The sequence below is a fragment of the Vibrio sp. 1727 genome (genome assembly GCF_033344415.1).
In the GTDB taxonomy this organism is placed as follows: domain Bacteria; phylum Pseudomonadota; class Gammaproteobacteria; order Enterobacterales; family Vibrionaceae; genus Vibrio; species Vibrio alginolyticus.
Map to the genome: position 1 here is coordinate 107,582 of NZ_JAWPOT010000015.1, position 26,622 is coordinate 134,203.

The 26,622-nt window shown below is 44.8% G+C and carries 21 protein-coding genes; 14 read left to right on the forward strand and 7 right to left on the reverse strand.

Translation table 11 applies throughout. From position 1 onward, the window contains the following. The first annotated feature begins 181 nt into the window (after window positions 1-181). The 6 genes from R8O10_RS15290 to R8O10_RS15315 all read left to right on the forward strand — a co-directional run bounded on the left by R8O10_RS15290 (window position 182) and on the right by R8O10_RS15315 (window position 9,118). Complete coding sequence (locus R8O10_RS15290; protein ID WP_318191535.1) at window positions 182-3,166, forward strand: M6 family metalloprotease domain-containing protein; 2,985 nt, start codon at window positions 182-184, stop codon at window positions 3,164-3,166. A gap of 172 nt (window positions 3,167-3,338) precedes the next feature. Next, the gene (locus R8O10_RS15295; RefSeq protein WP_136976368.1) at window positions 3,339-4,151 is read left to right on the forward strand and encodes a sugar transporter; all 813 of its coding nucleotides are present in this window, start codon (window positions 3,339-3,341) and stop codon (window positions 4,149-4,151) included. Window positions 4,152-4,327: 176 nt separating this feature from the next. Further along, entirely contained in the window at window positions 4,328-5,797 is a 1,470-nt protein-coding gene (locus tag R8O10_RS15300; protein ID WP_053303268.1) for a protein adenylyltransferase SelO, read from the forward strand. Between the two features lie 212 nt (window positions 5,798-6,009). After that, window positions 6,010-7,008 (forward strand): TRAP transporter substrate-binding protein, encoded by a 999-nt coding sequence (locus R8O10_RS15305; protein ID WP_047102866.1) that lies wholly within the window; start codon window positions 6,010-6,012, stop codon window positions 7,006-7,008. A gap of 70 nt (window positions 7,009-7,078) precedes the next feature. After that, window positions 7,079-7,753 (forward strand): TRAP transporter small permease, encoded by a 675-nt coding sequence (locus R8O10_RS15310; RefSeq protein ID WP_005382256.1) that lies wholly within the window; start codon window positions 7,079-7,081, stop codon window positions 7,751-7,753. Window positions 7,754-7,756: 3 nt separating this feature from the next. Further along, window positions 7,757-9,118 carry a TRAP transporter large permease gene (locus tag R8O10_RS15315; protein WP_176310854.1) on the forward strand — a complete coding sequence of 454 codons (1,362 nt, stop codon included), beginning with the start codon at window positions 7,757-7,759 and terminating at the stop codon, window positions 9,116-9,118. Between the two features lie 33 nt (window positions 9,119-9,151). On the opposite strand, the gene R8O10_RS15320 is transcribed toward R8O10_RS15315, so the two are convergent. From R8O10_RS15320 to R8O10_RS15330, 3 genes are all read right to left on the reverse strand, one after another. Next, window positions 9,152-9,334, reverse strand: a complete 183-nt coding sequence (locus tag R8O10_RS15320; RefSeq protein ID WP_021034161.1) for a hypothetical protein — start codon at window positions 9,332-9,334, stop codon at window positions 9,152-9,154. 78 nt (window positions 9,335-9,412) lie between these two features. Further along, window positions 9,413-10,750 (reverse strand): sigma-54-dependent transcriptional regulator, encoded by a 1,338-nt coding sequence (locus R8O10_RS15325; RefSeq protein WP_005382254.1) that lies wholly within the window; start codon window positions 10,748-10,750, stop codon window positions 9,413-9,415. Between the two features lie 4 nt (window positions 10,751-10,754). Beyond that, window positions 10,755-12,560 (reverse strand): sensor histidine kinase, encoded by a 1,806-nt coding sequence (locus tag R8O10_RS15330; RefSeq protein ID WP_318191536.1) that lies wholly within the window; start codon window positions 12,558-12,560, stop codon window positions 10,755-10,757. 526 nt (window positions 12,561-13,086) lie between these two features. Between R8O10_RS15330 and tig the strand changes: the two genes are divergently transcribed. From tig to R8O10_RS15365, 7 genes are all read left to right on the forward strand, one after another. After that, complete coding sequence (tig, locus tag R8O10_RS15335) at window positions 13,087-14,394, forward strand: trigger factor (protein ID WP_005382251.1); 1,308 nt, start codon at window positions 13,087-13,089, stop codon at window positions 14,392-14,394. A gap of 105 nt (window positions 14,395-14,499) precedes the next feature. Then, window positions 14,500-15,126, forward strand: coding sequence for an ATP-dependent Clp endopeptidase proteolytic subunit ClpP (gene clpP, locus R8O10_RS15340; protein WP_005382347.1), 627 nt, complete (start codon window positions 14,500-14,502; stop codon window positions 15,124-15,126). Between the two features lie 70 nt (window positions 15,127-15,196). Further along, window positions 15,197-16,477, forward strand: coding sequence for an ATP-dependent protease ATP-binding subunit ClpX (gene clpX / locus R8O10_RS15345; RefSeq protein ID WP_005382345.1), 1,281 nt, complete (start codon window positions 15,197-15,199; stop codon window positions 16,475-16,477). 130 nt (window positions 16,478-16,607) lie between these two features. Then, complete coding sequence (gene lon, locus R8O10_RS15350) at window positions 16,608-18,959, forward strand: endopeptidase La (protein WP_005382343.1); 2,352 nt, start codon at window positions 16,608-16,610, stop codon at window positions 18,957-18,959. Window positions 18,960-19,150: 191 nt separating this feature from the next. Then, a complete protein-coding gene (locus tag R8O10_RS15355; RefSeq protein ID WP_005382341.1) occupies window positions 19,151-19,423 on the forward strand; it encodes an HU family DNA-binding protein in 273 nt (90 codons plus the stop codon). 201 nt (window positions 19,424-19,624) lie between these two features. Then, window positions 19,625-21,484 (forward strand): peptidylprolyl isomerase, encoded by a 1,860-nt coding sequence (ppiD, locus tag R8O10_RS15360; RefSeq protein WP_005382334.1) that lies wholly within the window; start codon window positions 19,625-19,627, stop codon window positions 21,482-21,484. A gap of 255 nt (window positions 21,485-21,739) precedes the next feature. Further along, complete coding sequence (locus R8O10_RS15365) at window positions 21,740-22,024, forward strand: ComEA family DNA-binding protein (protein ID WP_031777211.1); 285 nt, start codon at window positions 21,740-21,742, stop codon at window positions 22,022-22,024. A 98-nt stretch (window positions 22,025-22,122) separates the two neighbouring features. On the opposite strand, the gene rrtA is transcribed toward R8O10_RS15365, so the two are convergent. Next, window positions 22,123-22,674: a rhombosortase gene (gene rrtA, locus R8O10_RS15370; protein WP_017634781.1), complete on the reverse strand. Its 552-nt coding sequence runs from the start codon at window positions 22,672-22,674 to the stop codon at window positions 22,123-22,125. Between the two features lie 3 nt (window positions 22,675-22,677). Here rrtA and R8O10_RS15375 point away from each other — a divergent pair, with 3 nt between their 5' ends. Beyond that, window positions 22,678-23,292, forward strand: coding sequence for a tRNA-uridine aminocarboxypropyltransferase (locus R8O10_RS15375; RefSeq protein WP_158173742.1), 615 nt, complete (start codon window positions 22,678-22,680; stop codon window positions 23,290-23,292). A 6-nt stretch (window positions 23,293-23,298) separates the two neighbouring features. Here R8O10_RS15375 and R8O10_RS15380 read toward each other — a convergent pair whose 3' ends face one another. The 3 genes from R8O10_RS15380 to R8O10_RS15390 all read right to left on the reverse strand — a co-directional run bounded on the left by R8O10_RS15380 (window position 23,299) and on the right by R8O10_RS15390 (window position 26,526). Next, a complete protein-coding gene (locus R8O10_RS15380) occupies window positions 23,299-24,621 on the reverse strand; it encodes an anti-phage deoxyguanosine triphosphatase (RefSeq protein ID WP_318191538.1) in 1,323 nt (440 codons plus the stop codon). 15 nt (window positions 24,622-24,636) lie between these two features. Then, complete coding sequence (yfbR, locus tag R8O10_RS15385) at window positions 24,637-25,221, reverse strand: 5'-deoxynucleotidase (RefSeq protein ID WP_062730721.1); 585 nt, start codon at window positions 25,219-25,221, stop codon at window positions 24,637-24,639. A gap of 90 nt (window positions 25,222-25,311) precedes the next feature. Further along, complete coding sequence (locus tag R8O10_RS15390) at window positions 25,312-26,526, reverse strand: pyridoxal phosphate-dependent aminotransferase (protein WP_005384283.1); 1,215 nt, start codon at window positions 26,524-26,526, stop codon at window positions 25,312-25,314. Between the last annotated feature and the right edge of the window lie 96 nt (window positions 26,527-26,622).

A 26,622-nucleotide genomic window follows, 5' to 3' on the forward strand; every position in this document is an offset into this window, starting at 1 on the left:
TCATAACAGCGTTTTGGAATCCGACGCTTTTGTAGTGTGACACCAAACTACGTCGTGTTATCTGAGCGAATTGATACCAGCCTTCGTCAATAGTCACTCAGTCTTACTCTATGCCCATAGGGTTACTTTGTGTTTGTTGTGCTTGGTATTAATTAACGAATCGAAAAGATGGAGTCGTACTTTGAAATTCAACACACTCGCCATGGCTATGTTAACTGCGCTTCTTGCAGGGAAGAGCATGGCAACTACTCCGCCATCACCGGTTTGGCATACTATTGCGTTGAGCGATGGTAGCTCCAGTGAGGCAATTCTACGTGGAACGGCAGATTTCCACTGGTTTGAAGATAAGCAGGGCAATGCCTTACTTCAGGAAGACGGCGTTTGGTTTTTCGCGCAGATTCAGCGCGAGTCAGACACGCCAATATTGATCTCGACAGGTGTGGTGAAAACGCAGTCGAGTGAGCCACCTGAGTCGGCGAGGTTTCGCCCGGATTTACAAGTTAAACCGCAATTATCTTCTTTAAAAACCATTGAACCGATGGCACGAAAAAACCTACTGCGTTCGGCGCAAGGTTACCAGGCGATGAGCAGTTCAACGGTGAAGCAGCAGCCCCTATTGGTTGTGCAAGTTTCGTTTGATGACCAAGCAATGGTGCATGATTTTGAGCAACGCGTATTTAATACCAATGGTCAAAGCGTTGTGGATTACTTTGATAAAAACTCTCAAGGTAAATTCAAAGTTGTTCCTGCACTTGAGAGTTACGGCACCGCCAATGACGGTGTGATAGATGTGACTGTGGCACAAAGCCACCCTAACTGTCACTCTAGTTCGACTGATAAGACATGCACCGCCAAGTTGAATGCGGTTTTCACCGAGGCTTATCAAAAACTGGATCCATACTTTAATCTTTCGGCCTACGACAGCAATCAAAATGGTACCGTAGAACCGTCAGAACTCTCTGTCATGTTTATTTTTGCGGGGGGCGATCGTTCAACAGGGGTTCTCAACCGTCCTGCGATTTGGCCGCACAAATTCTCTCACGATGATGTCACACTAGATGGTAAAAAGATCACAGACTATTGTGTGTTCGCTGACTATCAAGTTGATCATCAAGCGACCTTGGGCGTGATCGTACACGAGCTTGGCCACTTAATGCTTGGCTTACCGGATTTGTACGCAAGGAACAGTGATGCCTCGATCGGCTCTTGGGGCGTGATGGGTGGCGGTTCATGGGCGCAGAAACCGGGAGATTCATACGCTGGTGACACTCCGGTGAACATGAGTGCATGGAGCAAACACGCTGCTGGTTTTGTTGTACCAACGGTAACTCATGAAAGTCCAGCGCCTATTTCTGTGAACAACGACGATGTCAAGCTGGTGTATCTCGACCCGTACTTGAAAGAGTTTGGCCCACGTATTTACTTGGAAAATCGCACCTTTAGCGGTTACGACCGAGCATTGGCGGCTGAAGGTATCCTAGCGACGTCGGTCAATGTCCAGAACCGCTTTAATGATGTTGGCGCGATGCAGGTTCAAATCATGCAGGCTGATGGTCTGAATGAGTTAGAAAATGATGGTAGGAGTGACGCTGACGATTTATACCCTAATGGTGGCGATGTCATTTCAGATACATCGACCCCGGGTCTGAGAGCGATCACAGGGTTTGATACTGGGGTTCGTATTTCCAACATTGCCAGCAACACCAACGGCGGTAGCTTTTCTCTTGAGCATACAAACGAACCAAATAAATCAGCATGGCTGAACTCTCTTCACCAAGGTTATGTGTACGCGAGTGGGAGTAACACTCTGGCGGTGTCACTGGACTTGAATAGTGATACAGAGCTTGATGGTCTTCAACTTTACGCGCAAAGAGATAGCGCTCAAAGTGACATGACTTATCGAGTTTGGCGATTCCCATTTTCTGGAAACATTGGCTATCGATTAATATTGAATCAAAACAACGCTGAGCTTTTACAGCAAGGTAACTTCCAAAAGTCATCTCGAATTTTATTCCCCCAACCAAGCCAATTGAGTGCGGGTCAGCATTTATTGGTCGTTGAATTGGAAGGCGGTCAATTTGATGCAAACTTTGATTTCGGTCGCTTGCTAAAAACTGAAAAAGCCTCTCTACCTGTAATGTGGACTGGTGATTACAGTGAGATTGGCACGTTTGGTCTAGAAAAAGCCGGGTTCTCTTATATTCCGTTTGCAGCATTATTGAATGTGGATGCGAGCAACTTGGTTGAAGCGAAATCTGATTCGTTACAAACCAATAAAAATACGCCAATCAAACTGAACCTGATGGACAATGATTTCATGGCGGTAGGGTATCAGTTCAATGTGGACATTGTGCAGAAGCCTGAGCACGGCACCATCTCTGGCAACCAGTACCAACCTGAAGCTAACTTCGTTGGTCTGGACACTTTCCAATATCGTTTGTTGTCGGTTGATGGTGCGTACTCATCTTCAATCGTGAATGTGCAGGTGGAAGTGCTTGGCAGCAACGAAGCGCCAGTGGCTGTGATTGATGTTGATAATAAAGACATGACGGTTGGGCAGCGAGTCACGTTGTCTGCGTTAAATAGTACGGATGCTGATGGTGATGTGTTGAGTTATAAATGGGAGCAGTTGGCTGGCACTTCAGTTTCTCTTGGCAATGCAACCAGTGTTAGCACAAGCTTTACGGTGCCTCAAGGTGCAAAAGCTGGTGAGGTTCTGACATTCCGTTTAACCGTGACTGATCCTAGTAATGAAACGTCCAGTGCTACCGTCGATTTAACCATGAAAAACGCAGCGCCACTTACGCTTGCAGATACGGCGACCGTTGCCGTTGGTGAAAGTATTCTGATTGATGCAGCGAGCAATGATTCGGATGTGAACGGCGATAAACTGGTTGTAGAAAGTGTACAGAACGTAACGGGTGTGGGAAGTGCGAGTGTAGAGAATGGCAAAATCCGTTTTCAAGCACCGGATAGCCCTACTGACGGCATCAAGCTGCAATATACGGTTTCAGACGGTCATGGTGCCACTGCTACGGGTGAAGTTATCGTGACGGTTGTTGCTTCTTTGAAGACAACGACATTCAAGAACTCTGAAGGTAGCGGCAGTGTTTCTTATTGGGCTTTGATGTTACTTGCAACATTAGGCTGGCGACGTCGCGTCTAAAACGGTATTGAATTGCGGTATAAGCCACTCACATTGAGTGGCTTATTTTTTATCTGATCTATTTTGGTTTCGTTCTCATTGTCTTATGAGATGTGTTTCTCATTATTTTTAAAGCGATTTTTCTACTCTGCGGTTACCCTAGGGGCCGATTTTTATGAACTAAGGATGTTATATGTCTACCGAGGGCTTTTCTGTTTCGGAAATATGCCGAGAAGCGGCAGTGATGGTCAGAAGGAATCTACTCGCAATTGTTATTGCTTGTATTCCGTTGATTATCGTGCACTCAATTTTTGCTTTTATGTATCCTGAAATGACGGGGAAAGATCAAGCGAACGTTCAAGAAGGCAATGTCGCAGGATTTTATTTCGTCACAATTATTTTGTACCCACTTGTTGCCGCTATGGCGGCTGTGCGTGTGCATCGAATTTATTTAGCCGGCGATTACATGCACTCTGCGTTGGATGTATTTCGTTTGTCAGCTCGAGAATTCCGTTTCATAGGCTGGTGGATACTGTTTGGACTGATGATGATGCTCGTTATTGGTATCCCGATCTTTGTGTTGTCGTTTATCTACATTGCAGAAAGTGGTGAAGCCGACTTTGTTGCTATGGCTATTATCACAACGATTGCAAGCATTCCTGGCTATTGGGTAATGGCGCGATGGTCATTTGTGTTGCCAGCGACTGCAATGGATCATCAGCCGCGCAGTTTGCGTCGTTCGTGGAACCAGAGCAGAGCATACAACAAACAAGTATTCATTTTGATGGGACTAATTCCATTGGGTGCGGGCTTGCTCAGTCAGCTGATCTTTAGCCACTTTACGAATCTCTTTATGTTGAGCCTTGTCGGTGTGGCCTATGGTATTTTTGGCGCGTACCAGCTGGCATTGTTATCGTTGAGCTATAAAACGGTAGTGGATATCGAACGCGCTCGTTTTGATACGCCATCACAGCCACCAAAAACGGGTGAAGAATTTTCCGCTTAACCCTTTGATCGTTTTTACATGCTACCTCCGTTTAGGAGACGGTCTGCGGCAGGTTGATACCTTCCTGCCGCTTTCGCGTTATTCACGCAAAATACCCATGTCCATTTCATGGCTGAATGACAGGGACATTCACACGTATACTCACAACAGTACTTCTTTTTATTAAGGAACCCTACATGTCCATTTGGCAACGGGTCAATTTCACCCATCGCTTTAGTCAATTACCGTCAGCGTTCTATACGTTGGTCGAGCCACAACCCTTGGACAACACTCGCTGGGTCGCTTGGAATGGTGAGTTTGCACAGCAGTTTGGTTTACCAGAAGAGCAAAACGATGAGTTATTGGCGGTTTTTTCTGGGCTAAGCGAATTCGAACAATTTCGTCCTCTTGCGATGAAATATGCAGGTCATCAGTTTGGCGTTTACAACCCAGATTTGGGCGATGGACGTGGATTACTGTTGGCAGAAATTGAGCATCAGGATGGTACTTGGTTTGATCTTCACCTCAAAGGTGCAGGGCTAACGCCTTACTCGCGAATGGGGGATGGGCGAGCGGTATTACGCTCGACTATCCGTGAGTACCTGTGCAGTGAAGCCATGGCGGGCCTTGGGGTTCCCACGACACGTGCTCTCGGTATGATGGTCAGTGATACACCTGTTTATCGAGAAAAAACGGAATCGGGCGCTTTGTTACTTCGAATGGCTGAAACCCATGTTCGATTCGGTCACTTTGAGCATTTCTTTTACACCAACCAGTTAGCAGAGCAGAAGCTGTTGGCGGATAAGGTGATTGAGTGGCACTTTGCTGATTGTGCATCGGCGGAGAAACCATATGCCGCGATGTTTGACGCCATCGTGACTAAAACAGCCGAGATGATCGCATATTGGCAAGCTTTTGGTTTTGCGCATGGCGTGATGAATACCGATAACATGTCAATTCTTGGGCAAACTTTTGATTATGGTCCGTTTGGCTTTCTTGATGATTATGAGCCGGGATACATTTGTAATCATTCAGACTACCAGGGTCGTTACGCATTTGATCAACAGCCTAGAATTGCGCTTTGGAACCTGTCAGCACTGGCGCATGCGTTATCGCCACTCGTTGAACGAGAAGATTTAGAATCGTCGTTGAGTCAATTTGAAGTTCATTTAAGCCAGCAGTTCAGCCGTCTCATGCGTGAGAAGTTGGGCTTAAAAACTAAGATAGCGGAAGACGGGCGTTTGTTTGAAGCTATGTTTGAGCTTCTTCACCAGAACAAAACGGACTACACTCGCTTCTTCAGAACACTCTCAAACCTTGATAATGCGCCTTCCCAAGCCGTAATCGATTTATTTCTCGACCGAGAAGCAGCGCGAGCTTGGCTTGATCTGTACTTAGCTCGGTGTGAGCTAGAGGTTGATGAACTAGGGGGCCTGATTTCAACCGAACAGCGTTGCAAACAGATGCGTCAAGCCAATCCCAAATACATCTTGCGTAACTACTTGGCTCAGTTGGCGATTGATAAAGCGGAAGAAGGGGACTTTAGCGAATTACACCGATTGGCCGAACTGTTAAAACGCCCATTTGATGAGCAACCCGAGTTTGATGATTATGCGAAATTGCCGCCGGAATGGGGGAAGAAAATGGAGATAAGCTGTTCTTCATAAATGGGTCATTTCCCACCCATTTGTATCTTTTTATTGGGTGGAATTCACTCGTTACACTTCGGATTCATGTTAATGGGCTATGTTAATTTATTGAAATGAATATAAATTTTAACATGGTCCATTAATTGCTCTTTGTTGAACATCCGTACCCATCGCCTAACACCTAGTTACTCATGGACGGGATGGGATGTGATTCAACAAGGAGAATAATAATGTTTAAGCCTCTAACTCTACTATCTGTCTCTGCACTTGCTGTTACCAGTTTTAATGCTGCCGCAAATTGTGACCCGGGTGAAACGGTCATCAAGTTTAGCCATGTAACGAACGCGGACAAACACCCTAAAGGCATCGCGGCTTCGTTACTTGAAAAGCGCGTCAACGAAGAGATGAACGGTAAAGTCTGTATGCAGGTGTTTCCTAACTCAACACTTTATGATGATGACAAAGTGTTGGAAGCGCTACTGAATGGTGATGTTCAACTCGCTGCTCCTTCTCTTTCTAAGTTTGAGAAATTCACCAAGAAGTACCGCCTTTTCGATCTTCCTTTCTTGTTCGATGATGTCGACGCGGTTGACCGTTTCCAAAACTCGGAAGCGGGTGAAAAGCTGAAAAATTCAATGAAACGTCGTGGCCTACAAGGCATTGCGTTTTGGCATAACGGCATGAAGCAAATGTCAGCCAACAAGCCGCTCATTTCTCCAACTGATGCTGAAGGACTTAAGTTCCGTGTTCAAGCGTCTGATGTACTCGTTGCTCAGTTTGAGCAGCTAGGTGCTAACCCACAAAAAATGTCGTTCAAAGAAGTTTACGGCGGTTTGCAAACTAAGGTTATTGATGGTCAAGAAAATACTTGGTCAAACATTTACGGCAAAAAATTCTTCGAAGTTCAAGATGGCATTACGGAAACGAACCACGGAATTTTGGATTACTTAGTTGTGACGTCAAACGACTTCTGGAAAAACCTACCAGATGCTCAGCGCGAGCAGTTAAATACCATTATTCAAGAGGTAACTGCACAGCGTAATGCTGAGTCAACCAAAGTAAACCTTGCGAATAAGAACAATATCATCGAAGCCGGTGGTGTGGTTCGTACTCTAACGCCAGAACAGCGTCAAGAATGGGTCACTGCACTTCAACCAGTATGGAAGAAGTTCGAAAAAGACATTGGTTCTGACCTAATCGAAGCCGCTTTGGCGTCTAACCAAAAATAATAACAGCTAGCACATTTAGCCCTCTCAAACTGAGGGGGCTCTTTCCCCCTACAGACGACGTGATGTAATTATGGAACAGACTTTTTTTGCCAAGGCTGGACGAATCACCGATGCCATTGAAGAGACTTTGATTGCTTTCTTCTTGGGTGCCATGACCTTGCTGACTTTTGCCAATGTCATCTTTCGTTATGTCTTTAACGACAATATTCTTTGGGCGCTTGAGCTCACCGTTTTCATGTTCGCATGGATGGTGTTGGTTGGCGCATCTTATGGTGTGAAAAAACACTTTCATATTGGTGTCGATGTCATTATTAACATCGTTCCGGAAGGTAAACGAAAAGCCCTGGCGCTTTTTGCAGCAATGTGTTGCTTAGCCTTCTCTATTTTGCTGTTAATTGGCGCTTGGAACTACTGGTATCCGTTCGCTACTGACCGAGCGTGGTATGAAACGGACGATATTCCGATGCCTGAAATGCTCCAGTTCATGGCCGACTGGTTAAATGAGGGAGAGCGTTATGAAAAGCTGCCACGTTTTATTCCTTACTTCGCTTTGCCACTTGGAATGGCGCTACTAACGTTTAGATTTGTTCAAGTCACGTGGCAAATCGCTACTGGTAAGCTCGATCGCTTGATTGCAGGACATGAAGCGGAGGAAGAGCTCGAATCTCTTAAAGCTGAGATGAGTGACGCTGAAGACGTAATGGCTCCAAAGGCCTCGCAAGACGCTAAAAACAAGGAGCAATAAGCCATGGATATCTTATTTCTATTTTTGATGGTAATTGGCTTTATGCTGGTTGGCGTGCCAATTGCTATTTCGCTGGGCCTTTCCAGTGTTCTTTTCCTTTTAATGCATTCGGATGCCTCTTTAGCGTCAGTTGCTCAAACGCTGTTTAATGCATTCGCGGGCCACTACACGCTATTGGCTATTCCATTCTTTATATTGGCTTCAAGCTTTATGTCGACGGGTGGCGTAGCAAAGCGGATCATTCGTTTCGCCATTGCCATTGTAGGCTGGTTCCGCGGCGGTTTGGCGATGGCTTCGGTTGTCGCGTGTATGATGTTTGCCGCGTTGTCAGGTTCCTCACCTGCAACGGTTGTTGCCATAGGTAGTATTGTTATCGCAGGTATGATCAAAAACGGTTACTCAAAAGAGTTTGCCTCTGGGGTAATTTGTAACGCAGGTACGCTAGGGATTTTGATCCCACCTTCGATTGTGATGGTGGTGTATGCAGCCGCAACGGATGTGTCAGTTGGACGTATGTTCCTTGGTGGTGTGATTCCCGGTTTGCTGGCGGGTGTCATGTTGATGATCGCGATTTACATTGCCGCGAGAATCAAGAACCTTCCAAAACAACCTTTTGTCGGTTGGAAAGAAACCTTTGATGCCGCCAAGGATGCAAGCTGGGGCTTGTTGTTGGTCGTCATCATTCTTGGTGGTATCTATGGCGGTATCTTTACGCCGACAGAAGCCGCTGCGGTTGCTGCTGTGTACTCATTCTTTATTGCTAACTTTGTATACAAAGACATGGGGCCATTTGCAGACAAGAAAAACACTAAACCTGCGCTCGTTAAAATCTTCCAAACCTTTGTTCATAAAGACACGAAACACACCCTGTATGAAGCGGGCAAACTCACCATCATGCTGCTGTTCATCATTGCTAATGCCTTAATTTTGAAGCATGTTTTAACGGAAGAACGGATCCCGCAAATGATCACCGAGTCGATGCTCTCGGCTGGTCTTGGACCAATCACTTTTTTGATTGTGGTGAACGTCTTGTTGCTGATTGGTGGTCAGTTCATGGAGCCATCAGGCTTGTTGATCATTGTTGCGCCGCTCGTGTTCCCAATTGCGATTGCATTAGGTATAGACCCAATTCATTTGGGCATAATGATGGTGGTGAATATGGAGATAGGAATGATAACGCCGCCCGTGGGTCTTAACTTATTTGTGACCGCTGGTGTTGCCAAAATGTCGATGATGAACGTAGTGAAGGCAGCATTACCCTGGGTTGGAGTGATGTTCTTGTTCCTAATTATCGTCACATATGTACCATGGGTTTCGACTTGGTTGCCTAATACCTTGATGGGGCCGGAGATCATTACCAAGTAATGGAAGCCAGAAAGTAGAAAGAGGTGTGAGAATTCACACCTCTTCGTCTATTGACTTGTAACAAGTTTTGCGCGGGTCTGAATTAATTCGACGTTCATAGTGTCGCCACCTCTTTTTATTTTTACGACGCTCTTCACCGAATCTTCTCTCTTCTTGATAGCAACCGTCTACGAGCACGGTATCTGTAACAATCGGTATTCTCACTTTTTCGTTCATATCTGTAACAACCATGATAAACCTGTTGTTAAAAATTATGATTCAAGTTGAATATAATGCCAGTTATCTGAACGTGTTTTATTTGTAAAGGTCTTTATTTATTTGGTAGCGCTGCATCTTGTCGTAAAGGGTTTTTCTTGGCACATTCAATTGGCACATTGTCTGTTTAATACTACCGTTGTTTTCTAATAAAGCGCCTTCAATGGCTGCTCTCTCAAACTCCGCTACTTGCTCTGCAAGGCTTGAGGAAGACTTAGCGACTGGGTTTGATTCTCCCAACTGAATTAACTTACCCAATAGCACAAAACGCTCTGCAGCATTTCTGAGTTCTCGAACATTGCCAGGCCAGTCATGGCTCATCAGTTGCGCTAGATCTTGGGGTGACAAGCTAGGTGAGCTTTTGCCATAACGTGAAGCTGCTACCAACAGAAAGTGGTGAAAGAGGGCTGGAATGTCTTCTTTTCGTTCGCGTAGTGGCGGGAGATCCAAGGTCACGACATTGAGCCGATAATAGAGGTCCTGACGGAAAGTACCTTCTTCAGCTGCGTGTTTTAAATCGACCTTTGTTGCGGCAATCACTCGAATATCTAAAGGCAATAATTCATTTGAACCGACACGCTCAATCACGCGCTCTTGTAATACCCTCAATAAACGAATTTGGGCTTGGATAGGCATCGACTCGATCTCATCCAAGAAAAGTGTGCCGCCTTGTGCAAACTCAAATTTACCGATACGACGGCTTTCGGCGCCAGTGAATGCGCCTTTTTCATGGCCGTAGAGTTCACTCTCAATTAAGTTCTCTGGAACCGCTCCACAATTTACGGCGACAAAGTTTTGGTTCCGGCGAGAGCTTTGCTCATGTAAAGAACGAGCGATTAACTCTTTCCCTGTACCGGTTTCACCAAACAATAAAATATCGGCGTCGGTATCGGCGATTTGGGTGATGGTCTCTCGTAATATTTGGATGCTAGAGGTTTCACCAATAACTCGTGGACCAAGGGTTTTACTGGCTTTAAGTGACAGGCGCAGTTTTTCATTTTCATTGGTTAGTTTGCGCTTCTCAATCGCCCGCTTAACCGTTTCAACCAAATGTTCTGGCGCAAAAGGTTTCTCAATAAAGTCGTAAGCGCCTTGATGAAGGGCTTGCACAGCCATGGAAATATCACCGTGTCCAGTGATCATGATGACGGGTAAGTTTGCATCGCGTTGAGTCAAAGTTGTCAGCATATCCATACCAGAAATGCCCGGCAAACAGATATCAGTGACCACGACGCCAGCTTCTTCCCCTTGCTGCATCGCTATTAAAGCCGATTCTGCATCCACAAAAAACTTGGCGTCGATATCCGCCAGTTCAAAGGTCTGTTCTATAGCGATTCTGAGATCGGCCTCATCATCAATAAAAAACACCTGACACATGATCTTATCCTTTTGATGGTTCAGTGTTGTAAGAAGTGATAGGTAAACACAATGAGAATCGAGCGCCGCCTTGTTCTCGATTATGGGCACATAATTTTCCATTCATACTGGCTAAGATTTGTTGCGAGATAGAGAGGCCCAAACCTAAACCGTTCAGTTTAGTGGTTAGAAACGGTTCACATAAATCAGAAAGTGAGAAAGAGCCAAGCCCTGGGCCATTATCATCAACATGAATCCAAACCAAATCAGTGTGCTCATCGTGTTCTACAGATAATTCTACCTGTTTGTCTTGTTGCTCTTTGAGTGCTTCTATCGCATTAGTCAGTAAATTGACCAACACTTGCTCCAGTTGAATAATATTGATCTGCACTTCAACATCATGCTCTGGCAAATTTGTTTCTAACGTGACGCGCCCTGATTTAAATGTTGGCTTCATCAGTTCTTTTACAGAGGCTATCACAGGGAACAATCGAGATTGAGCCAACTCGTCACCACTGGTTTTTTTGGCGAAAGAGCGAAGTTGCTGACTGATATTTGCCATACGGTCAGTGAGAGCAGAAATGCGAGTGAGATTATCTTCCACTCGCTCATATTTTTCTTTTTTTAGAAACAGCTTGCCGTTCTCCGAAAAGCTACGAATTGCCGCAAGTGGATTATTCAGTTCATGGCTGATACTGGCCGACATTTGTCCTAACACCGCGAGTTTCGCTGCTTGCACCAATTCGTCTTGAGTAACGCGTAAAGTTTGCTCGGTATCGATACGCTGTGCGATCTCCGCTTGCAACTCGGCAGTCCGTGCCATGACTTGATATTCCAACTTTTGATTTGCTTCTTGTTGAATTCGTTCAAGTTGCAAGTGACGCTGTTGACGGTGATAGATAAGCTGACCAATTAAAAACAAAACCATGAATGCTAGAGTGAGTACAAAGATGTAACCCATGGTGAACCAAACGATCGACTGTTTAGGAGACAGCACACGAATAGTCAGTTTGAGTTCGGGAAGGGGCAGCGAAGAGACCACCAAGGTTCCTCTATTGTATGGGTAACCCTGTTTAAGCTCAGAATGCACCTCGTCCAAACTACCCACTAATCCAAGCGTTTCAATTGGCGCATCAAGATATTGTTGGCTTGCCCAAACTTGCTTTTTCTCTTTTTTTGTCAGTGGCTGTAAGCTTTTGAGTAGCCATTCACTTCGGCTACTCATGAAAACAATTCCGTATGGGTCGCTGGCGACAAAAACACTGTTAGGTTGCTGCCAGTTGTCCTCTATCTTACTTAGGTCCATCTTCACCACGACGACACCAAGTACACCGCCAGCGTATACGATGGGATAAGAATAGTAGTAGCCACGTTTACCAGATGTTGAGCCCAGTGCGTAGTATTGGCTTCGTTTACCTACAATGGCTTGTTTGAAATAAGGTCGAAATGCAAAATTTCGACCGATAAAGGAGCGCTCTTTACGCCAGTTGCTGGCCGCGATCGTTGTACCCCATTGATCGATTAAGTACGTATCCGCTGCTTCAATCACGCCATTAACGGACTCTAAATACCGATTAGTGATTTCCAGTTGCGCACTGTTGTTGGGGTGCTGAAGCGCTTGATAAAGAGGATCATCTTTAGCGAGAAGATTTGGGATATGGGCGTACTTATCGAGTTTATTTTTTATATGGCCAGAAAATTGCTCCAGCTGTGATTGGTGTTTATCAAGTAGAGATTGATAACTGGTCTGCCAAACCCAATGGCCACCGATAATTGCGGACAGGAAATAGAAAGCAAAAAATGTCAGCAGAATCCGTTTTTTTTGCGACATCCTTACACTCCTTACAACTTCCTTTGGTCACGTAAGAAAATGTTAATAGTTTGTAGGAAGGATTAGGGATTTAGTTTTCAACTCTGTGGAGTAAAACAAGAGCAAGATCTCTTTTTAGGCTTTTCGATAAAAAAACCGGTCGATTCTCTTGAAAAAGTCGCTATTGTCCCCATTCTAGATATGCTGGCGATGCTTAGACGGTGTCTGAATCGCATTTTTGAAGAAAAAATGGGTCAGCATTCGAGAATTTAGCGCAGACAATGTCCACATAGTGGCTATTGGCTCGACAGGGTTGCGACAGATCGCTAGAATGTCGCGTCTAAAAATTCTGTCCTGAGGCTAATAGGAGATACCTTTGGTTATTTTATCGAAGATATCACTGATTAGTCCGGTACTGACAACCAGTATCGATACTCGATTTTAAATTAGGTGTTCGGACAGAACACTACACAAGGATGAAGCGTAAGCTCCTCTGAGTTTCGCTCATACGCTCGGAAAACCGAGCCACTTTAGAGGTTTATATATAATGCAAGTTACTGTTGAAACGCTAGAGGGCCTAGAGCGCCGTCTAAACATTACTGTTCCAGCTGCAAACATCGAAGACGCTGTAACAGCTGAACTACGCAACATCGCTAAAAACCGTCGTTTCGATGGTTTCCGTAAGGGTAAAGTGCCTCTAAAAATGGTTGCTAAGATGTACGGCAAAGCAGTACGTCAAGACGTTCTTGGTGAAGTAATGCAACGCCACTTCATCGAAGCTATCGTTAAAGAGAAAATCAACCCAGCTGGCGCTCCAACTTTCGCTCCTGTAGAGAACAAAGAAGGTTCAGACCTAGTTTTCACTGCAACTTTTGAAGTTTACCCAGAAGTTGAGCTTAAAGGCCTAGAGAGCATCACTGTTGAAAAACCACTAACAGAAGTTAAAGATGCAGACGTAGAAGAGATGATCGATACTCTACGTAAGCAACAAGCAACTTGGGTTGAAGTTGAAGAAGCAGCAGAAGATGGCAAACGCGTAAGCATCGACTTCGTTGGTTCTATCGACGGTGAAGAGTTCGAAGGCGGTAAAGCTGAGAACTTCCCTCTAGAAATGGGTGCTGGTCGCATGATCCCTGGTTTCGAAGACGGTATCGCAGGTAAAACTGCTGGTATGGAATTCGACATCGACGTGACTTTCCCAGAAGATTACCACGCTGAAAACCTAAAAGGTAAAGCAGCTAAGTTCGCAATCAAAGTGAACAAAGTTGAAGCTCGTGAACTTCCAGAACTAAACGACGAGTTCGTTGCTAAGTTCGGTGTTGTTGAAGGTGGTGTTGAAGCACTTAAAGCTGAAGTTCGTAAGAACATGGAACGCGAACTTAAGCAAGCTGTTAAGAACCGCATCAAAGAGCAAGCGATTGACGGTCTAGTTGAGCAAAACGACATCAACGTACCATCAGCGCTTATCGAGCAAGAAATCCAAGTTCTACGTCAACAAGCTGCACAACGCTTCGGTGGTAACCCAGAAGCTGCTGCTCAGCTTCCACGTGAACTGTTCGAAGAACAAGCTAAACGTCGCGTAGTTGTTGGTCTTCTACTAGGTGAAGTAATCAAATCTGAAGAGCTAAAAGCGGACGACGAGAAAGTTAAAGCTCTAATCGAAGAAATGGCTACTGCATACGAAGATCCATCAGAAGTTATTGCTTACTACGAGCAAAACGAAGAAATGATGAACAACATGCGCAACGTAGCTCTAGAAGAGCAAGCAATCGACGCGATCATCGCTAAAGCACAGGTTTCTGAGAAAGAAGTAGGCTTCAACGAGCTACTTAACCAACAACAACCTGCTGCTTAATAAGCAATATCTTGCGTAGAAGGTTGACTTAACGTTAACTATTCTGCTAACAATGGTCCGTATGATAGTCATCATCCGGGCCATTTATTTTAGGGACATAAGAATATGAGCTACCAAGAAAAAAATGCAATGTCGCCAATTATGGACGCGCTAGTACCAATGGTGGTTGAACAAACTTCCCGAGGCGAACGTTCTTACGACATCTACTCACGTCTGCTGAAAGAGCGCGTGATTTTTTTAACGGGTCAAGTGGAAGACCACATGGCAAACCTTGTCGTGGCTCAGCTACTTTTCCTAGAATCTGAAAATCCAGATAAAGATATTTTCCTATACATCAACTCACCAGGCGGCAGCGTAACAGCAGGTATGTCTATTTACGACACCATGCAGTTCATTAAGCCAAATGTGAGCACAGTATGTATGGGTCAAGCATGTTCAATGGGTGCCTTCCTGCTTGCAGGTGGTGCGCCAGGTAAGCGTTACGTACTGCCTAACTCTCGTGTAATGATCCACCAACCATTGGGTGGTTTCCAGGGTCAAGCTTCTGATATCCAAATCCATGCTCAGGAAATCCTGACGATTAAACAGAAGCTAAACAAGTTGTTAGCAGAACATACAGGCCAACCTCTTGAAGTCATTGAGCGCGATACTGATCGTGATAACTTCATGTCATCAGAGCAGGCTGTGGAATACGGTATCGTGGATGCAGTGTTAAGCCACCGTGGCGAGTAATTTGCCAGCGCATTTTGGCAAAAATTGATATACACTCATTCATGAAGAGTAAAGGCTAAGAGGTTAGCGAATGACAGATAAAAGCAAAGAAAGTGGCAGCGGTAAATTGCTGTACTGTTCTTTCTGCGGCAAAAGTCAGCACGAAGTTCGCAAGCTAATCGCAGGTCCGTCAGTGTACATTTGCGACGAGTGTGTCGACTTATGTAACGATATTATTCGCGAAGAAATCAAGGATGTTCTCCCTAAGAAAGAATCTGAAGCGTTACCAACGCCAAAACAGATCCGTGAACACCTTGATGACTATGTGATCGGGCAAGATTACGCGAAAAAAGTGCTCGCAGTTGCGGTATATAACCACTACAAGCGTTTACGCAATGGTGATACAACGAGCGAAGGTGTGGAGCTTGGTAAGAGTAACATCCTTCTAATTGGTCCTACAGGTAGCGGTAAAACACTACTTGCGGAGACATTAGCTCGATTCTTGGATGTGCCATTTACAATGGCAGACGCGACGACACTAACCGAAGCCGGTTACGTAGGTGAAGACGTTGAAAACATCATCCAAAAGCTTCTGCAAAAATGTGATTACGATGTAGCTAAAGCGGAACGCGGCATCGTTTACATTGATGAAATTGATAAGATTTCACGCAAAGCTGAAAACCCATCTATTACGCGTGACGTATCTGGTGAAGGTGTTCAGCAGGCGCTACTAAAACTTATCGAAGGTACGGTTGCATCGGTTCCACCTCAAGGTGGTCGTAAGCATCCTCAGCAAGAATTCCTACAAGTGGACACATCTAAGATCCTGTTCATTTGTGGTGGTGCTTTTGCTGGCTTAGACAAGGTGATTGAGCAGCGTGTTGCAACAGGTACAGGTATTGGCTTTGGTGCTGAAGTTCGTTCGAAGAATGAATCGAAGACGGTAGGTGAGCTATTTACTCAAGTTGAACCTGAAGACTTAGTGAAGTACGGCCTCATTCCAGAATTCATTGGTCGTCTACCTGTAACAACAACACTGACTGAGCTTGATGAAGAAGCGTTGATTCAGATCCTATGTGAACCGAAGAACGCACTGACCAAGCAATATGCAGCATTGTTTGAGCTAGAAAACGCCGAACTTGAATTCCGTGAAGATGCGCTGCGCGCTATCGCGAAAAAAGCAATGGAGCGTAAAACAGGTGCTCGTGGCTTACGCTCGATTCTTGAAGGCGTGCTACTTGAAACCATGTACGAATTACCATCTGCAACAGACGTTAGTAAAGTCGTGATTGATGAGTCCGTCATTAATGGCGAGTCAGAGCCACTGCTTATTTACAGTAACGCAGACAATCAGGCAGCTGGAGCAGAGTAAATTCAGCCATAATGAAAAAGGAGGTAAGTAATTACCTCCTTTTTTTATTTCTCTTATTGAATCCAAACAATTAGCCCCCATATACTGCCTTAAGTAATACGTTAAACGTGAAAGCGGAAGAGAGAATTATATGAACTTGGAACGTTCCGAGCGTATCGAGATCCCGGTACTACCTCTACGTGACGTAGTGGTCTACCCACACATGGTTATTCCATTGTTTGTTGGTCGTGAGAAATCGATTAGCTGTCTAGAAACGGCGATGGAAACCAACAAACAAGTTCTTCTTGTGGCACAAAAGCAAGCGGATACTGACGAGCCTACGGTTGACGACCTATTTGACGTAGGTACGGTAGCCACCATTCTCCAGCTCTTGAAGCTTCCGGATGGCACAGTAAAAGTATTGGTCGAAGGCCAGCAGCGAGCAAAAATCAATCACTTTAAAGAGAGTGACTTTTTCCTAGCGGAAGCTGAATTTGTTGTTACGCCAGAATTGGATGAGCGTGAGCAAGAAGTGATTGTTCGCAGCGCGATTAATCAGTTTGAAGGGTTCATTAAGCTAAACAAGAAGATTCCACCAGAAGTGCTAACGTCACTTAATGGTATCGACGAAGCCGCACGCTTAGCGGATACCATTGCGGCTCATATGCCGTTAAAGTTGGTGGATAAGCAGCAAGTGCTTGAAATTGTTGACGTCACTGAGCGTCTGGAATTCCTGATGGGCCAGATGGAATCAGAGATCGACTTGCTGCAAGTTGAAAAACGAATTCGTGGTCGCGTTAAAAAGCAAATGGAAAAATCTCAGCGTGAGTATTATCTGAATGAGCAAATGAAAGCGATTCAGAAAGAACTTGGTGAGATGGAAGACGCACCAGACGAGTTCGAAACGCTACAGAAGAAGATTGACGAATCAAAAATGCCTCAAGAGGCACGTGAAAAGACAGAGCAAGAGCTGCAAAAGCTTAAGATGATGTCTCCAATGTCTGCTGAAGCAACAGTGGTTCGTAGCTACATCGATTGGATGGTCAGCGTTCCTTGGGCTAAGCGCTCAAAAGTTAAGAAAAACTTAGCGAAAGCAGAAGAGGTTCTTAATGAAGATCACTACGGTCTAGAACGCGTCAAAGAACGTATCCTTGAATACCTGGCGGTTCAAAACCGTATCAACAAGCTAAAAGGTCCTATCCTTTGTCTTGTTGGTCCTCCTGGTGTAGGTAAAACGTCTCTTGGTCGTTCAATTGCTTCAGCTACAGGCCGTAAGTATGTTCGTATGGCGTTGGGTGGTGTGCGTGATGAAGCGGAAATTCGTGGTCACCGTCGTACTTACATCGGCTCATTACCAGGCAAATTGATCCAGAAGATGTCGAAGGTTGGTGTGAAGAACCCGCTGTTCTTATTGGACGAAATCGACAAAATGTCTTCCGATATGCGTGGTGATCCGGCATCGGCTCTGCTAGAAGTACTTGATCCTGAACAGAATAACTCGTTCAACGATCACTACCTAGAAGTGGATTACGATCTCTCTGACGTTATGTTTGTTGCGACATCGAACTCGATGAACATCCCGGGTCCATTGTTAGACCGTATGGAAGTTATTCGTTTATCTGGTTACACCGAAGACGAGAAGCTGAACATTGCAAAACGTCACCTTGTTGATAAACAAGTGAAGCGTAATGGCTTGAAAGCGGATGAGATCGTCATTGAAGATTCTGCGATTATTGGCATCATTCGTTACTACACGCGTGAAGCGGGTGTCCGTAACTTAGAGCGTGAGATTTCTAAGATCTGCCGTAAAGCGGTGAAGAACATCTTGCTGGATAAGGACATCAAGTCAGTAACGGTAACGATGGACAACCTAAAAGAGTACTTAGGTGTTCAACGTTTCGATTACGGTAAAGCGGATGAAAGTAACCGAATTGGTCAAGTAACTGGCCTAGCTTGGACCGAAGTGGGTGGCGATCTATTAACGATTGAAACTCAATCAATGCCAGGTAAAGGTAAGCTGACACAAACGGGTTCTCTTGGTGATGTGATGCAAGAGTCTATCCAAGCAGCAATGACAGTGGTTCGCTCTCGTGCAGAAAAGCTAGGTATCAATACTGACTTCTACGAGAAGAAAGATATTCACGTACACGTCCCGGAAGGCGCGACACCAAAAGATGGCCCAAGTGCGGGTACAGCAATGTGTACAGCATTGGTTTCTTCTCTAACAGGCAACCCTGTGAAAGCAGAAGTAGCGATGACGGGTGAAATCACACTGCGTGGTGAGGTTCTACCTATCGGCGGCCTAAAAGAGAAGTTACTTGCGGCACACCGTGGTGGCATTAAGACAGTGCTAATTCCAAAAGATAACGAGCGTGATTTGGAAGAGATTCCTGATAATGTTATCGCGGATCTGGAAGTTATCCCTGTACAGTGGATTGATGAAGTACTGAAAGTCGCACTAGAGCGAGACCCGACGGGCGTTGAGTTTGAGTCTCAAAAATAGTGATGTGTAGCAAAAATAAGTAAAAGTTTACGCTGATAAGCCCAAAAAGGCTTGTCAGCGTTTTTTTTGGGCGCTAAGTTAGTTTCGATAGCTGCCAGCCCTTGATGAATAAGGGGTGGAGCATATTTTCTTAACAATGGAACGAAAGTCATCACAAAAATAATCACAGATGACACAAAGGGGAAATTACAGTGAATAAAACTCAGTTAGTAGAACAAATCGCAGAAAATGCAGATATTTCTAAAGCGTCAGCGGGTCGTGCTCTAGATGCATTCATCGAAGCAGTAAGCGGAACTCTTCAATCTGGTGATCAAGTCGCTCTAGTTGGCTTTGGTACATTCAGCGTTCGTACTCGTGCTGCACGTACTGGTCGTAACCCAAAAACTGGTGAAGAAATCCAAATCGCAGAAGCAAAAGTACCAGCTTTCAAAGCTGGTAAAGCACTGAAAGACGCTTGTAACTAATCACGGCGTTATTTCTGTAACCGGCCATTTGCTTAACTTTTGCTCAAACAATAAGTTTCGAACAAAAATTTACAAACTTCGAGCCGAACTTTCTTAAATTATGCGCATCATACTGATGCGCATTTCTTTTTCTGATATTATTGCGCCATTATTTCTATTAGATAGAAGCAGTAGGCTTCAATTGTGGAGAGCAGTTAAATTATGATGGATCGACTACGCGAAGGCGTGAATAGCATCGCGGTCAAAATTATCCTTGGACTTATCATCCTGTCTTTCGTATTTGCAGGTGTAGGTAGCTACATCGTTGGTGGTAGCAACAACTCTGCAGCGAAAGTCGGTAACACTGAGATTCCTCGTGGTGAGTTCGAGATGGCATACCAAAATGAGCGTAACCGTATGCAAGCTCAGTTGGGTGACTACTTCTCTCAAATGCTGGCTGACCCTGCATATGTTGAATCTTTCCGCAAATCCGTTTTAGATCGAATGATCAATGACGTGTTGCTTGACCAACAAGCTGAAGCTTTGGGTCTGCGAATCAGCGACACTCAAGTGCGTAGCATGATTCTAGACATGCCTCAGTTCCAATCTAATGGTCAGTTTGATCAAGAGATCTATCAAGCTTCTTTGCGTCGTGCAGGCTTTTCGCCAGACTCTTTTGCTGAGTACATGCGTCGTGAATTGGTTCGTGAGCAACTGCTGAATGCGCTACAAAACAGTGAATTTATTCTGCCGGGTGAAGTACAAGCAGAAGGCAAGCTGTTCACTCAAACTCGTGATATTCGCACGATTCAGATCGACTTAGCGGAGTTTGCGAAAAATATTGAATTGACCGACGAAGAAATTCAAGAGTACTACAAAGCAAACCCAGACAACTTTACACGCCCAGAGCAGGTTAAAGTCTCTTACATCGAACTGTCAGCTGAAGCGCTAAAGGAACAAGTTAATGTTTCTGATGCTGAGGTGAAAAAGTACTACGACGAGCACTTAAACAAATACTCTTCAGAAGAGCAACGACGTGTCGCTCACATTCTTGTAGAAGGGGACGATGAAGCAAAAGCGCAAGCTATCCTAGATGAGCTAAACGCGGGTGCAGATTTTGCGACGCTTGCTCAAGAGAAATCTGACGATTTTGGCAGCGCTGAAAACGGTGGTGACCTAGGTTGGATTGAGCGTGATGTGATGGACCCTGCTTTTGAAGAAGCGGCATTCGCACTGAAGAATCCTGGCGATACGTCGGGTCTAGTAAAGTCGGACTTTGGCTATCACATTATCAAGCTTGAAGAGCTAAAAGATTCTGTGGCGAAGCCATTTGAAGAAGTCGCTGCTGAAATCAAACAAGAGATGGTCGACCAACAAGCGATCGATCAATTCTACGAGTTGCAAAATGAGCTTGAGCGCGTAGCGTTTGAATACCCAGACTCATTGTATGATGCTTCTCAAGCGGTTAACCAAGAAGTGAAGACAACGGACTTTATTTCTCAGGTTGATGCACCTGAAGTGCTTCGTAGCCCTGCGGTAATGCAAGCTATCCTAAGTCCTGAAGTTAAAGAAGATGGCCTAAACTCTGAAGCTATCGAAGTTGCGCCTGAGCATATTATCGTTGTTCGTGTTGAAGATGCGCGTGACGAGACAGTTCTTCCACTAGAAGAAGTGAAAGATCAGGTTGTTGCAGAGCTATCTCGTGTTAAAGGTGAGCAAGAAGCGATGGAACTTGGAACACAAGTCGTTGCGGCATTGAAAGAAGGTAAGACGAACGTGCTTGCTGAAAACAATCTTGCCTTTGGTGAACAAGAGACAGTAGATCGTCGTTCTCCGTTAGCAACAACGGTATTCGCGATGGCAAAACCAGTCGATGGTAAACCAGTATACGGTCAGTCTAAAGATCTTGAAGGTAACATCATTATCATCGAGCTTGATGCTGTAAACGCAGAGCTAGATAGTGAGTTAGAAGATCAAGTTGCGATGCAAATGCAGCGTGCATCTTCTCAGCAAGATTTATCATCTGTACTAGCCGTACTGCGTGCAAATACTGACATTGAGTACTTTGTTGTGAGCAACTAAGCACAATTAGTGTAATTTGTATGTTGAATAAAACGGACCGCATAAGCGGTCCGTTTTATTTTTGTCTTTATGAACTTCAATCATCAATAGGCATCACTTAAATTAGTGCGCGTTTAAGTGATAGCGGCCGTTGTGAATTCCGGGTCATCTCAGTTTGTTAAATGCATAACCATATTGCTTTCCATTGCAAACTAGATAGTGACTCGCTCTCGATGACTGTTTTTAGCCTACTATTTTGGAGATTGTATGTTCAATATGAAATGGATTTTGACATTGTGCTTATTTGTTTTTGCACCTTTTAGCATGGCTGCGGATTCAGCCACTGACAAATATGAAGGAATTGAAATTACTGTAAATATCAACACGGCCACTGCTGAAGAAATTGCGACCATGTTGAAAGGTATAGGTGAGAAGAAAGCGCAGAGTATAGTGGACTACCGCGAGGAACATGGCCCTTTTAAAACGGCAGCAGATTTGAAGAGCGTAAAAGGCATAGGTGAAGCGACAGTTAAGAAAAACGAAGACCGCATTTTACTGTAGCTTGATGTATTGCAGATATTGAGTCTGAACTCAGAACAATATCTGTTTCCCTATTACTGCTTTCCCGAACCAGTCCCTCTTTCGTGGTTCGGGATTTTTTATCCGAATAAACGACGGCGAAGGCCTTTTTCCATTAAAGCCATTACTAACCCACCGAGTGCGCCAAACATATGAGCATCAATAGCAACGTTTGCACCGATAAGCTCAGCAGTACTGCTGGATGGGCCATAGACCTGCTCCCATGCTACTTTGGCGATTAGCCCTCCGACTAACAACACACTGCTTCTTCTGCTTTCAAAGACTTCTCTGAGCGCCCAAAATCCAAACAATCCGTGTAATACGCCGGATAAACCCACGTACACCGACATGTTGGTAAACAAATTCAGCGCACCAACACATGCACATAAGATTGAAAAAACGATAAGGAAGTTACGAGTGCTTGGGCGAAAAATAAAAGTAATGATCCACAATCCTGCGAGGTTCATTCCTAAGTGCGCAAAGTTGGTATGTGTGAGATTTCCTGTTACGATTCGCCACCATTCACCATGGCGTATATTGTAGCTGTGCCACTCGGTTAGGTTTGCCATTGGTTCAAATTGAAGTATCAAACAGATCACGCTGATAATACTCAGCAAGGTATAAAGGTTCACTCTATGTCTCGTTATTGTTCTCGTTGTGGAAAATCGCAAAAAGCGTGTATTTGCCAATGGATTGTACCGCTGGCAAGCGAGGTAGAACTTATCATTCTTCAGCACACGAGTGAAGAACATCGTCCGCTTGGTACGGCACGGATTCTCAATTTGAGTTTAGATAACTGTATTTGTTTGATAGGAGAGGACTTTTCTTGTGATGATGTCTTAAATCACTTATTAGCGGATGAGTCATATCAACATTTTGTTCTTTACCCATCAGAAGAGTCACGATGCATTTCTGAAATCACTCAAACGAGTCATAGTGTATCTAAGAAAATACGTTTGATTTTGCTCGATGGTACGTGGAAAAAAGCGTACAAAATGTGGCAACTCTCAAGCAACTTACATCCACTCCCAACCGTGCAGTTGCCTAAGCAACTACAAGGGCACTACACCATTCGTAAGGCGCCCTCTGAGAATAGCTTATCGACAGTCGAGGCTGGTTATCATTCGCTTCGCTTGCTTGAACCCGAGCGCGACTTTACACCGCTTATGCATGCCTTTGAAAATATGATCGAATTCCAAATCGCCCAGATGCCTCCGGGCGTTTTTGAAAAGAATTACTTGAAAGGTTGAGTGTTACTAAAGAACGATGGAAGAGAAAAGTTGGCGGTGTAGCTTTTGTGCGTGACCATCGGTCATTGCAGAAATGTAATCGGCGATGACCCTCATCTTATTGCTTTCGCTCTTCGCCTGACACCACAGCTCTTTTGTATGAACGGGTAGTAAGCGCTCTGGGTCTGCTGTTAACACTTCAAAAATATCCATAATAATTTGCTGACCCTTATACTCAACGATCTGGACCTGCGGGACTTGGATAACGAAGGTGCTGACAAAGTGCTTGAGTACGTCAAGTGCACGTGCCATCTGTGGTTCTAAACACGCATTCCAAGACAGTAACGGGTTATTAAACGGCTCATCCACCGTTTTGATTGAAATGCTGGTCAGTAGCGCGTTAACCATACCACCGATGGCATCTTTCCGCTCATGGTGCTTACCGCTAAATAGCATCTGTCCGATGGAATCGATATGAGCTTCAAACCACGGGTCGCCACAGTCCGCTAATTGACTTGCTGCGCCTTCTTGCCATTGCTGACGTGTCACCATACCAAGTACGATTGCATCTTCTAAATCATGAACACCGTAGGCGATATCATCTGCTAGCTCCATGATTGAGCAGTCGATTGATTTAAAACGCGTTTTACTGTGCTCAAACTCCGATTCTGGCGTTGAACGCATCAGACTAAGCAATGCCTTGTCGTTGTCAGAAAGCGGTGCAATTACCCAATCAAATAAGTCTTTATCACAATCATAAATGCCTTTAGCTGGGCTCCAATCTTTTGCTTTTAGTTTACGTTGATGCTCGGCTGGTTGAGGCAACTTGACGGAGCGTGTTTGACTAATGAGGGCAGGGTACTTAATCAAACCAAACAGCGTGCGGCGTGATAAATTCATTCCGAAATGCTCGGTATAAGGCTCTAACTTAGTGACGATACGAAAGGTTTGGGCGTTCCCCTCGAAGCCGCCATGTTCGCGCATTACGTAGTTTAGAGCGACTTCTCCCCCATGACCGTATGGAGGATGCCCGATGTCGTGAGCCAAACATAATGAATCAATTAAGCTGTCTGATGGTAATAGTTCACGGAACTCTGGTTGTTTTTTCTTTAACTGGGCGACGATACCGGTCCCGAGTTGCGACGCTTCTAAGGAGTGTGTTAACCGACTGCGGTGAAAGTCTTCCAAGCTATTGCCGTGTACTTGGGTTTTTGCTTGTAGGCGTCGAAATGCAGCCGAGTGAAGAATGCGTGCTCGGTCTCGTTGGTACGGGCTCCGATGGTCGTCTCGACGGATTTTATGCTCATCATCATGGCGCTCTTGCCATTGCGGGTGTAATTCAAACGACACGATTATCTCCGTAAGCTAACTGATTTCATCTAACGATAATTCGAAACTTGGGGCAAAGGTATTGAGAAAGTAATCCATTTCAGGCGTTTTGCGTTCTTGCAAAGTGACGTCTAAGCGTTTTTTTGCCAGAGCGAACTCATGGTTACCGGCGCTTAGTTCTTCAAGACATTTTAAATAGGCACAGATGGAATCGGCTTGCTTAACGATTTTTGCGTCCTCTTCATGTGCAGAGTGAGAAAGAAGATAGGGAGCAAAATCATCTTGGAACTCTTCCGGTAACATTGAGAGTAATTTTTGCTCCGCTGCTGATTCTATCTTCTTATATTCTTTGGCAATTTCAGGGTTGTAATACTTCACTGGAGTCGGAAGATCACCCGTTAATACTTCACTGGAGTCATGGTACATGGCAAGAATCGCGATGCGCTCTGGATTAAGGTTACCGCCGAACTTTTTGTTTTTAATTAGGGCAAGGGCATGAGCGACAAAAGCAACTTGTAAGCTATGCTCTGAAACGTTTTCTGGTGAGACGGACCGCATTAAAGGCCAGCGTTGGATCAGCTTCATTCGAGCCAGGTGGGCGAAAAAATGGCTTTCTTTCATGGCTTTCTCCGTTTCTGGTGTAAAAAAGGAACTCACTAGGAGTTCCTCTAAGCATATGAGAGATCAGCACTAATTACTACCAGTGATTCATTACTGGCTGTAGGTTGATAGGAATCTTTCAAAACGTCCAATGGCGATTTCTAGATCTTCAACGTGCGGTAGTGTCACGATGCGGAAGTGGTCTGGTTTTGGCCAGTTAAAACCAGAACCTTGCACCAGTAAGACCTTCTCTTGTTTTAAGAAATCTAAAACCATCTGCTGATCGTTCTTGATGTTGTACATTTTAGTGTCGATTTTCGGGAAGAGGTACATCGCACCCTTAGGTTTGACACAAGAAACACCAGGAATTTGATTGATCAGTTCATACGCTCGGTTGCGCTGCTCTAATAAGCGTCCGCCAGGTAAAATCAGTTCATTGATACTCTGGTACCCACCTAACGCGGTTTGAATGGCATGTTGCATTGGTACGTTTGCACATAAACGCATCGATGAAAGCAGCTCCAAGCCATTCACGTACCCTTGAGCCAGATGTTTAGGCCCCGTTAGGAACATCCAGCCACCACGGAAACCACAAACACGGTAGGCTTTTGAAAGGCCATTGAATGTCATGACTAGCACGTCTTCAGTGAGTGTGGCGACTGAGGTATGTGTTGCACCGTCGTACAACACTTTGTCGTAGATCTCATCTGCGAAAATGATCAGTTTGTGCTGGCGTGCTATCTCAATGACTTCAAGTAGGAAGTCACGGCTGTATACCGCACCTGTCGGGTTGTTCGGGTTGATCAGAACAATGCCACGTGTCTTTGGTGTGATTTTCTTTTTGATGTCTTCAAGGTCTGGGTACCAGTCAGCCTCTTCATCACATAGATAATGAACCGGCTTACCACCAGATAGTGCAACTGAAGCTGTCCATAACGGATAGTCTGGTGCTGGGATCAGCATTTCGTCGCCATTGTTTAATAGCGCTTGCATGGCCATTACGATCAACTCAGACACGCCGTTACCTACATACACATCTTCGACATCTAGCGAGCGTATACCTTTACGCTGATAGTGTTGGACCACTGCTTTACGAGCAGAGTAAATACCTTTGGAATCACAATAGCCTTGAGAAGTCGGCAGATTACGAATCACGTCGACTAAAATCTCATCAGGGGCGTCAAAACCAAATGGGGCAGGGTTACCAATGTTTAGCTTTAGGATTTTATGCCCTTCTTCCTCCATGCGCTTAGCATGTTTGAGTACAGGACCCCTAATGTCGTAGCAGACATTGTCGAGTTTTGACGACATCCCGATATTTTGCATTGTTTAATTCCTAAAAATTCGTTAATTTCTTTATTAAAATACAATAATTTGTTTTTTATTAGAATATATATCTGTAAATAATCTGTCTGCTGGTTA

What these genes read in the sequence shown, in the direction of transcription:
- R8O10_RS15295 (WP_136976368.1), top strand. Translation starts at nt 3,339, where the DNA reads ATGTCTACCGAGGGCTTTTCTGTTTCGGAAATATGCCGAGAAGCGGCA.
- R8O10_RS15300 (WP_053303268.1), top strand. Translation starts at nt 4,328, where the DNA reads ATGTCCATTTGGCAACGGGTCAATTTCACCCATCGCTTTAGTCAATTA.
- R8O10_RS15305 (WP_047102866.1), top strand. Translation starts at nt 6,010, where the DNA reads ATGTTTAAGCCTCTAACTCTACTATCTGTCTCTGCACTTGCTGTTACC.
- R8O10_RS15310 (WP_005382256.1), top strand. Translation starts at nt 7,079, where the DNA reads ATGGAACAGACTTTTTTTGCCAAGGCTGGACGAATCACCGATGCCATT.
- R8O10_RS15315 (WP_176310854.1), top strand. Translation starts at nt 7,757, where the DNA reads ATGGATATCTTATTTCTATTTTTGATGGTAATTGGCTTTATGCTGGTT.
- R8O10_RS15320 (WP_021034161.1), bottom strand. Translation starts at nt 9,334, where the DNA reads ATGAACGAAAAAGTGAGAATACCGATTGTTACAGATACCGTGCTCGTA.
- R8O10_RS15325 (WP_005382254.1), bottom strand. Translation starts at nt 10,750, where the DNA reads ATGTGTCAGGTGTTTTTTATTGATGATGAGGCCGATCTCAGAATCGCT.
- R8O10_RS15330 (WP_318191536.1), bottom strand. Translation starts at nt 12,560, where the DNA reads ATGTCGCAAAAAAAACGGATTCTGCTGACATTTTTTGCTTTCTATTTC.
- tig (WP_005382251.1), top strand. Translation starts at nt 13,087, where the DNA reads ATGCAAGTTACTGTTGAAACGCTAGAGGGCCTAGAGCGCCGTCTAAAC.
- clpP (WP_005382347.1), top strand. Translation starts at nt 14,500, where the DNA reads ATGAGCTACCAAGAAAAAAATGCAATGTCGCCAATTATGGACGCGCTA.
- clpX (WP_005382345.1), top strand. Translation starts at nt 15,197, where the DNA reads ATGACAGATAAAAGCAAAGAAAGTGGCAGCGGTAAATTGCTGTACTGT.
- lon (WP_005382343.1), top strand. Translation starts at nt 16,608, where the DNA reads ATGAACTTGGAACGTTCCGAGCGTATCGAGATCCCGGTACTACCTCTA.
- ppiD (WP_005382334.1), top strand. Translation starts at nt 19,625, where the DNA reads ATGATGGATCGACTACGCGAAGGCGTGAATAGCATCGCGGTCAAAATT.
- R8O10_RS15365 (WP_031777211.1), top strand. Translation starts at nt 21,740, where the DNA reads ATGAAATGGATTTTGACATTGTGCTTATTTGTTTTTGCACCTTTTAGC.
- R8O10_RS15375 (WP_158173742.1), top strand. Translation starts at nt 22,678, where the DNA reads ATGTCTCGTTATTGTTCTCGTTGTGGAAAATCGCAAAAAGCGTGTATT.
- yfbR (WP_062730721.1), bottom strand. Translation starts at nt 25,221, where the DNA reads ATGAAAGAAAGCCATTTTTTCGCCCACCTGGCTCGAATGAAGCTGATC.
- R8O10_RS15390 (WP_005384283.1), bottom strand. Translation starts at nt 26,526, where the DNA reads ATGCAAAATATCGGGATGTCGTCAAAACTCGACAATGTCTGCTACGAC.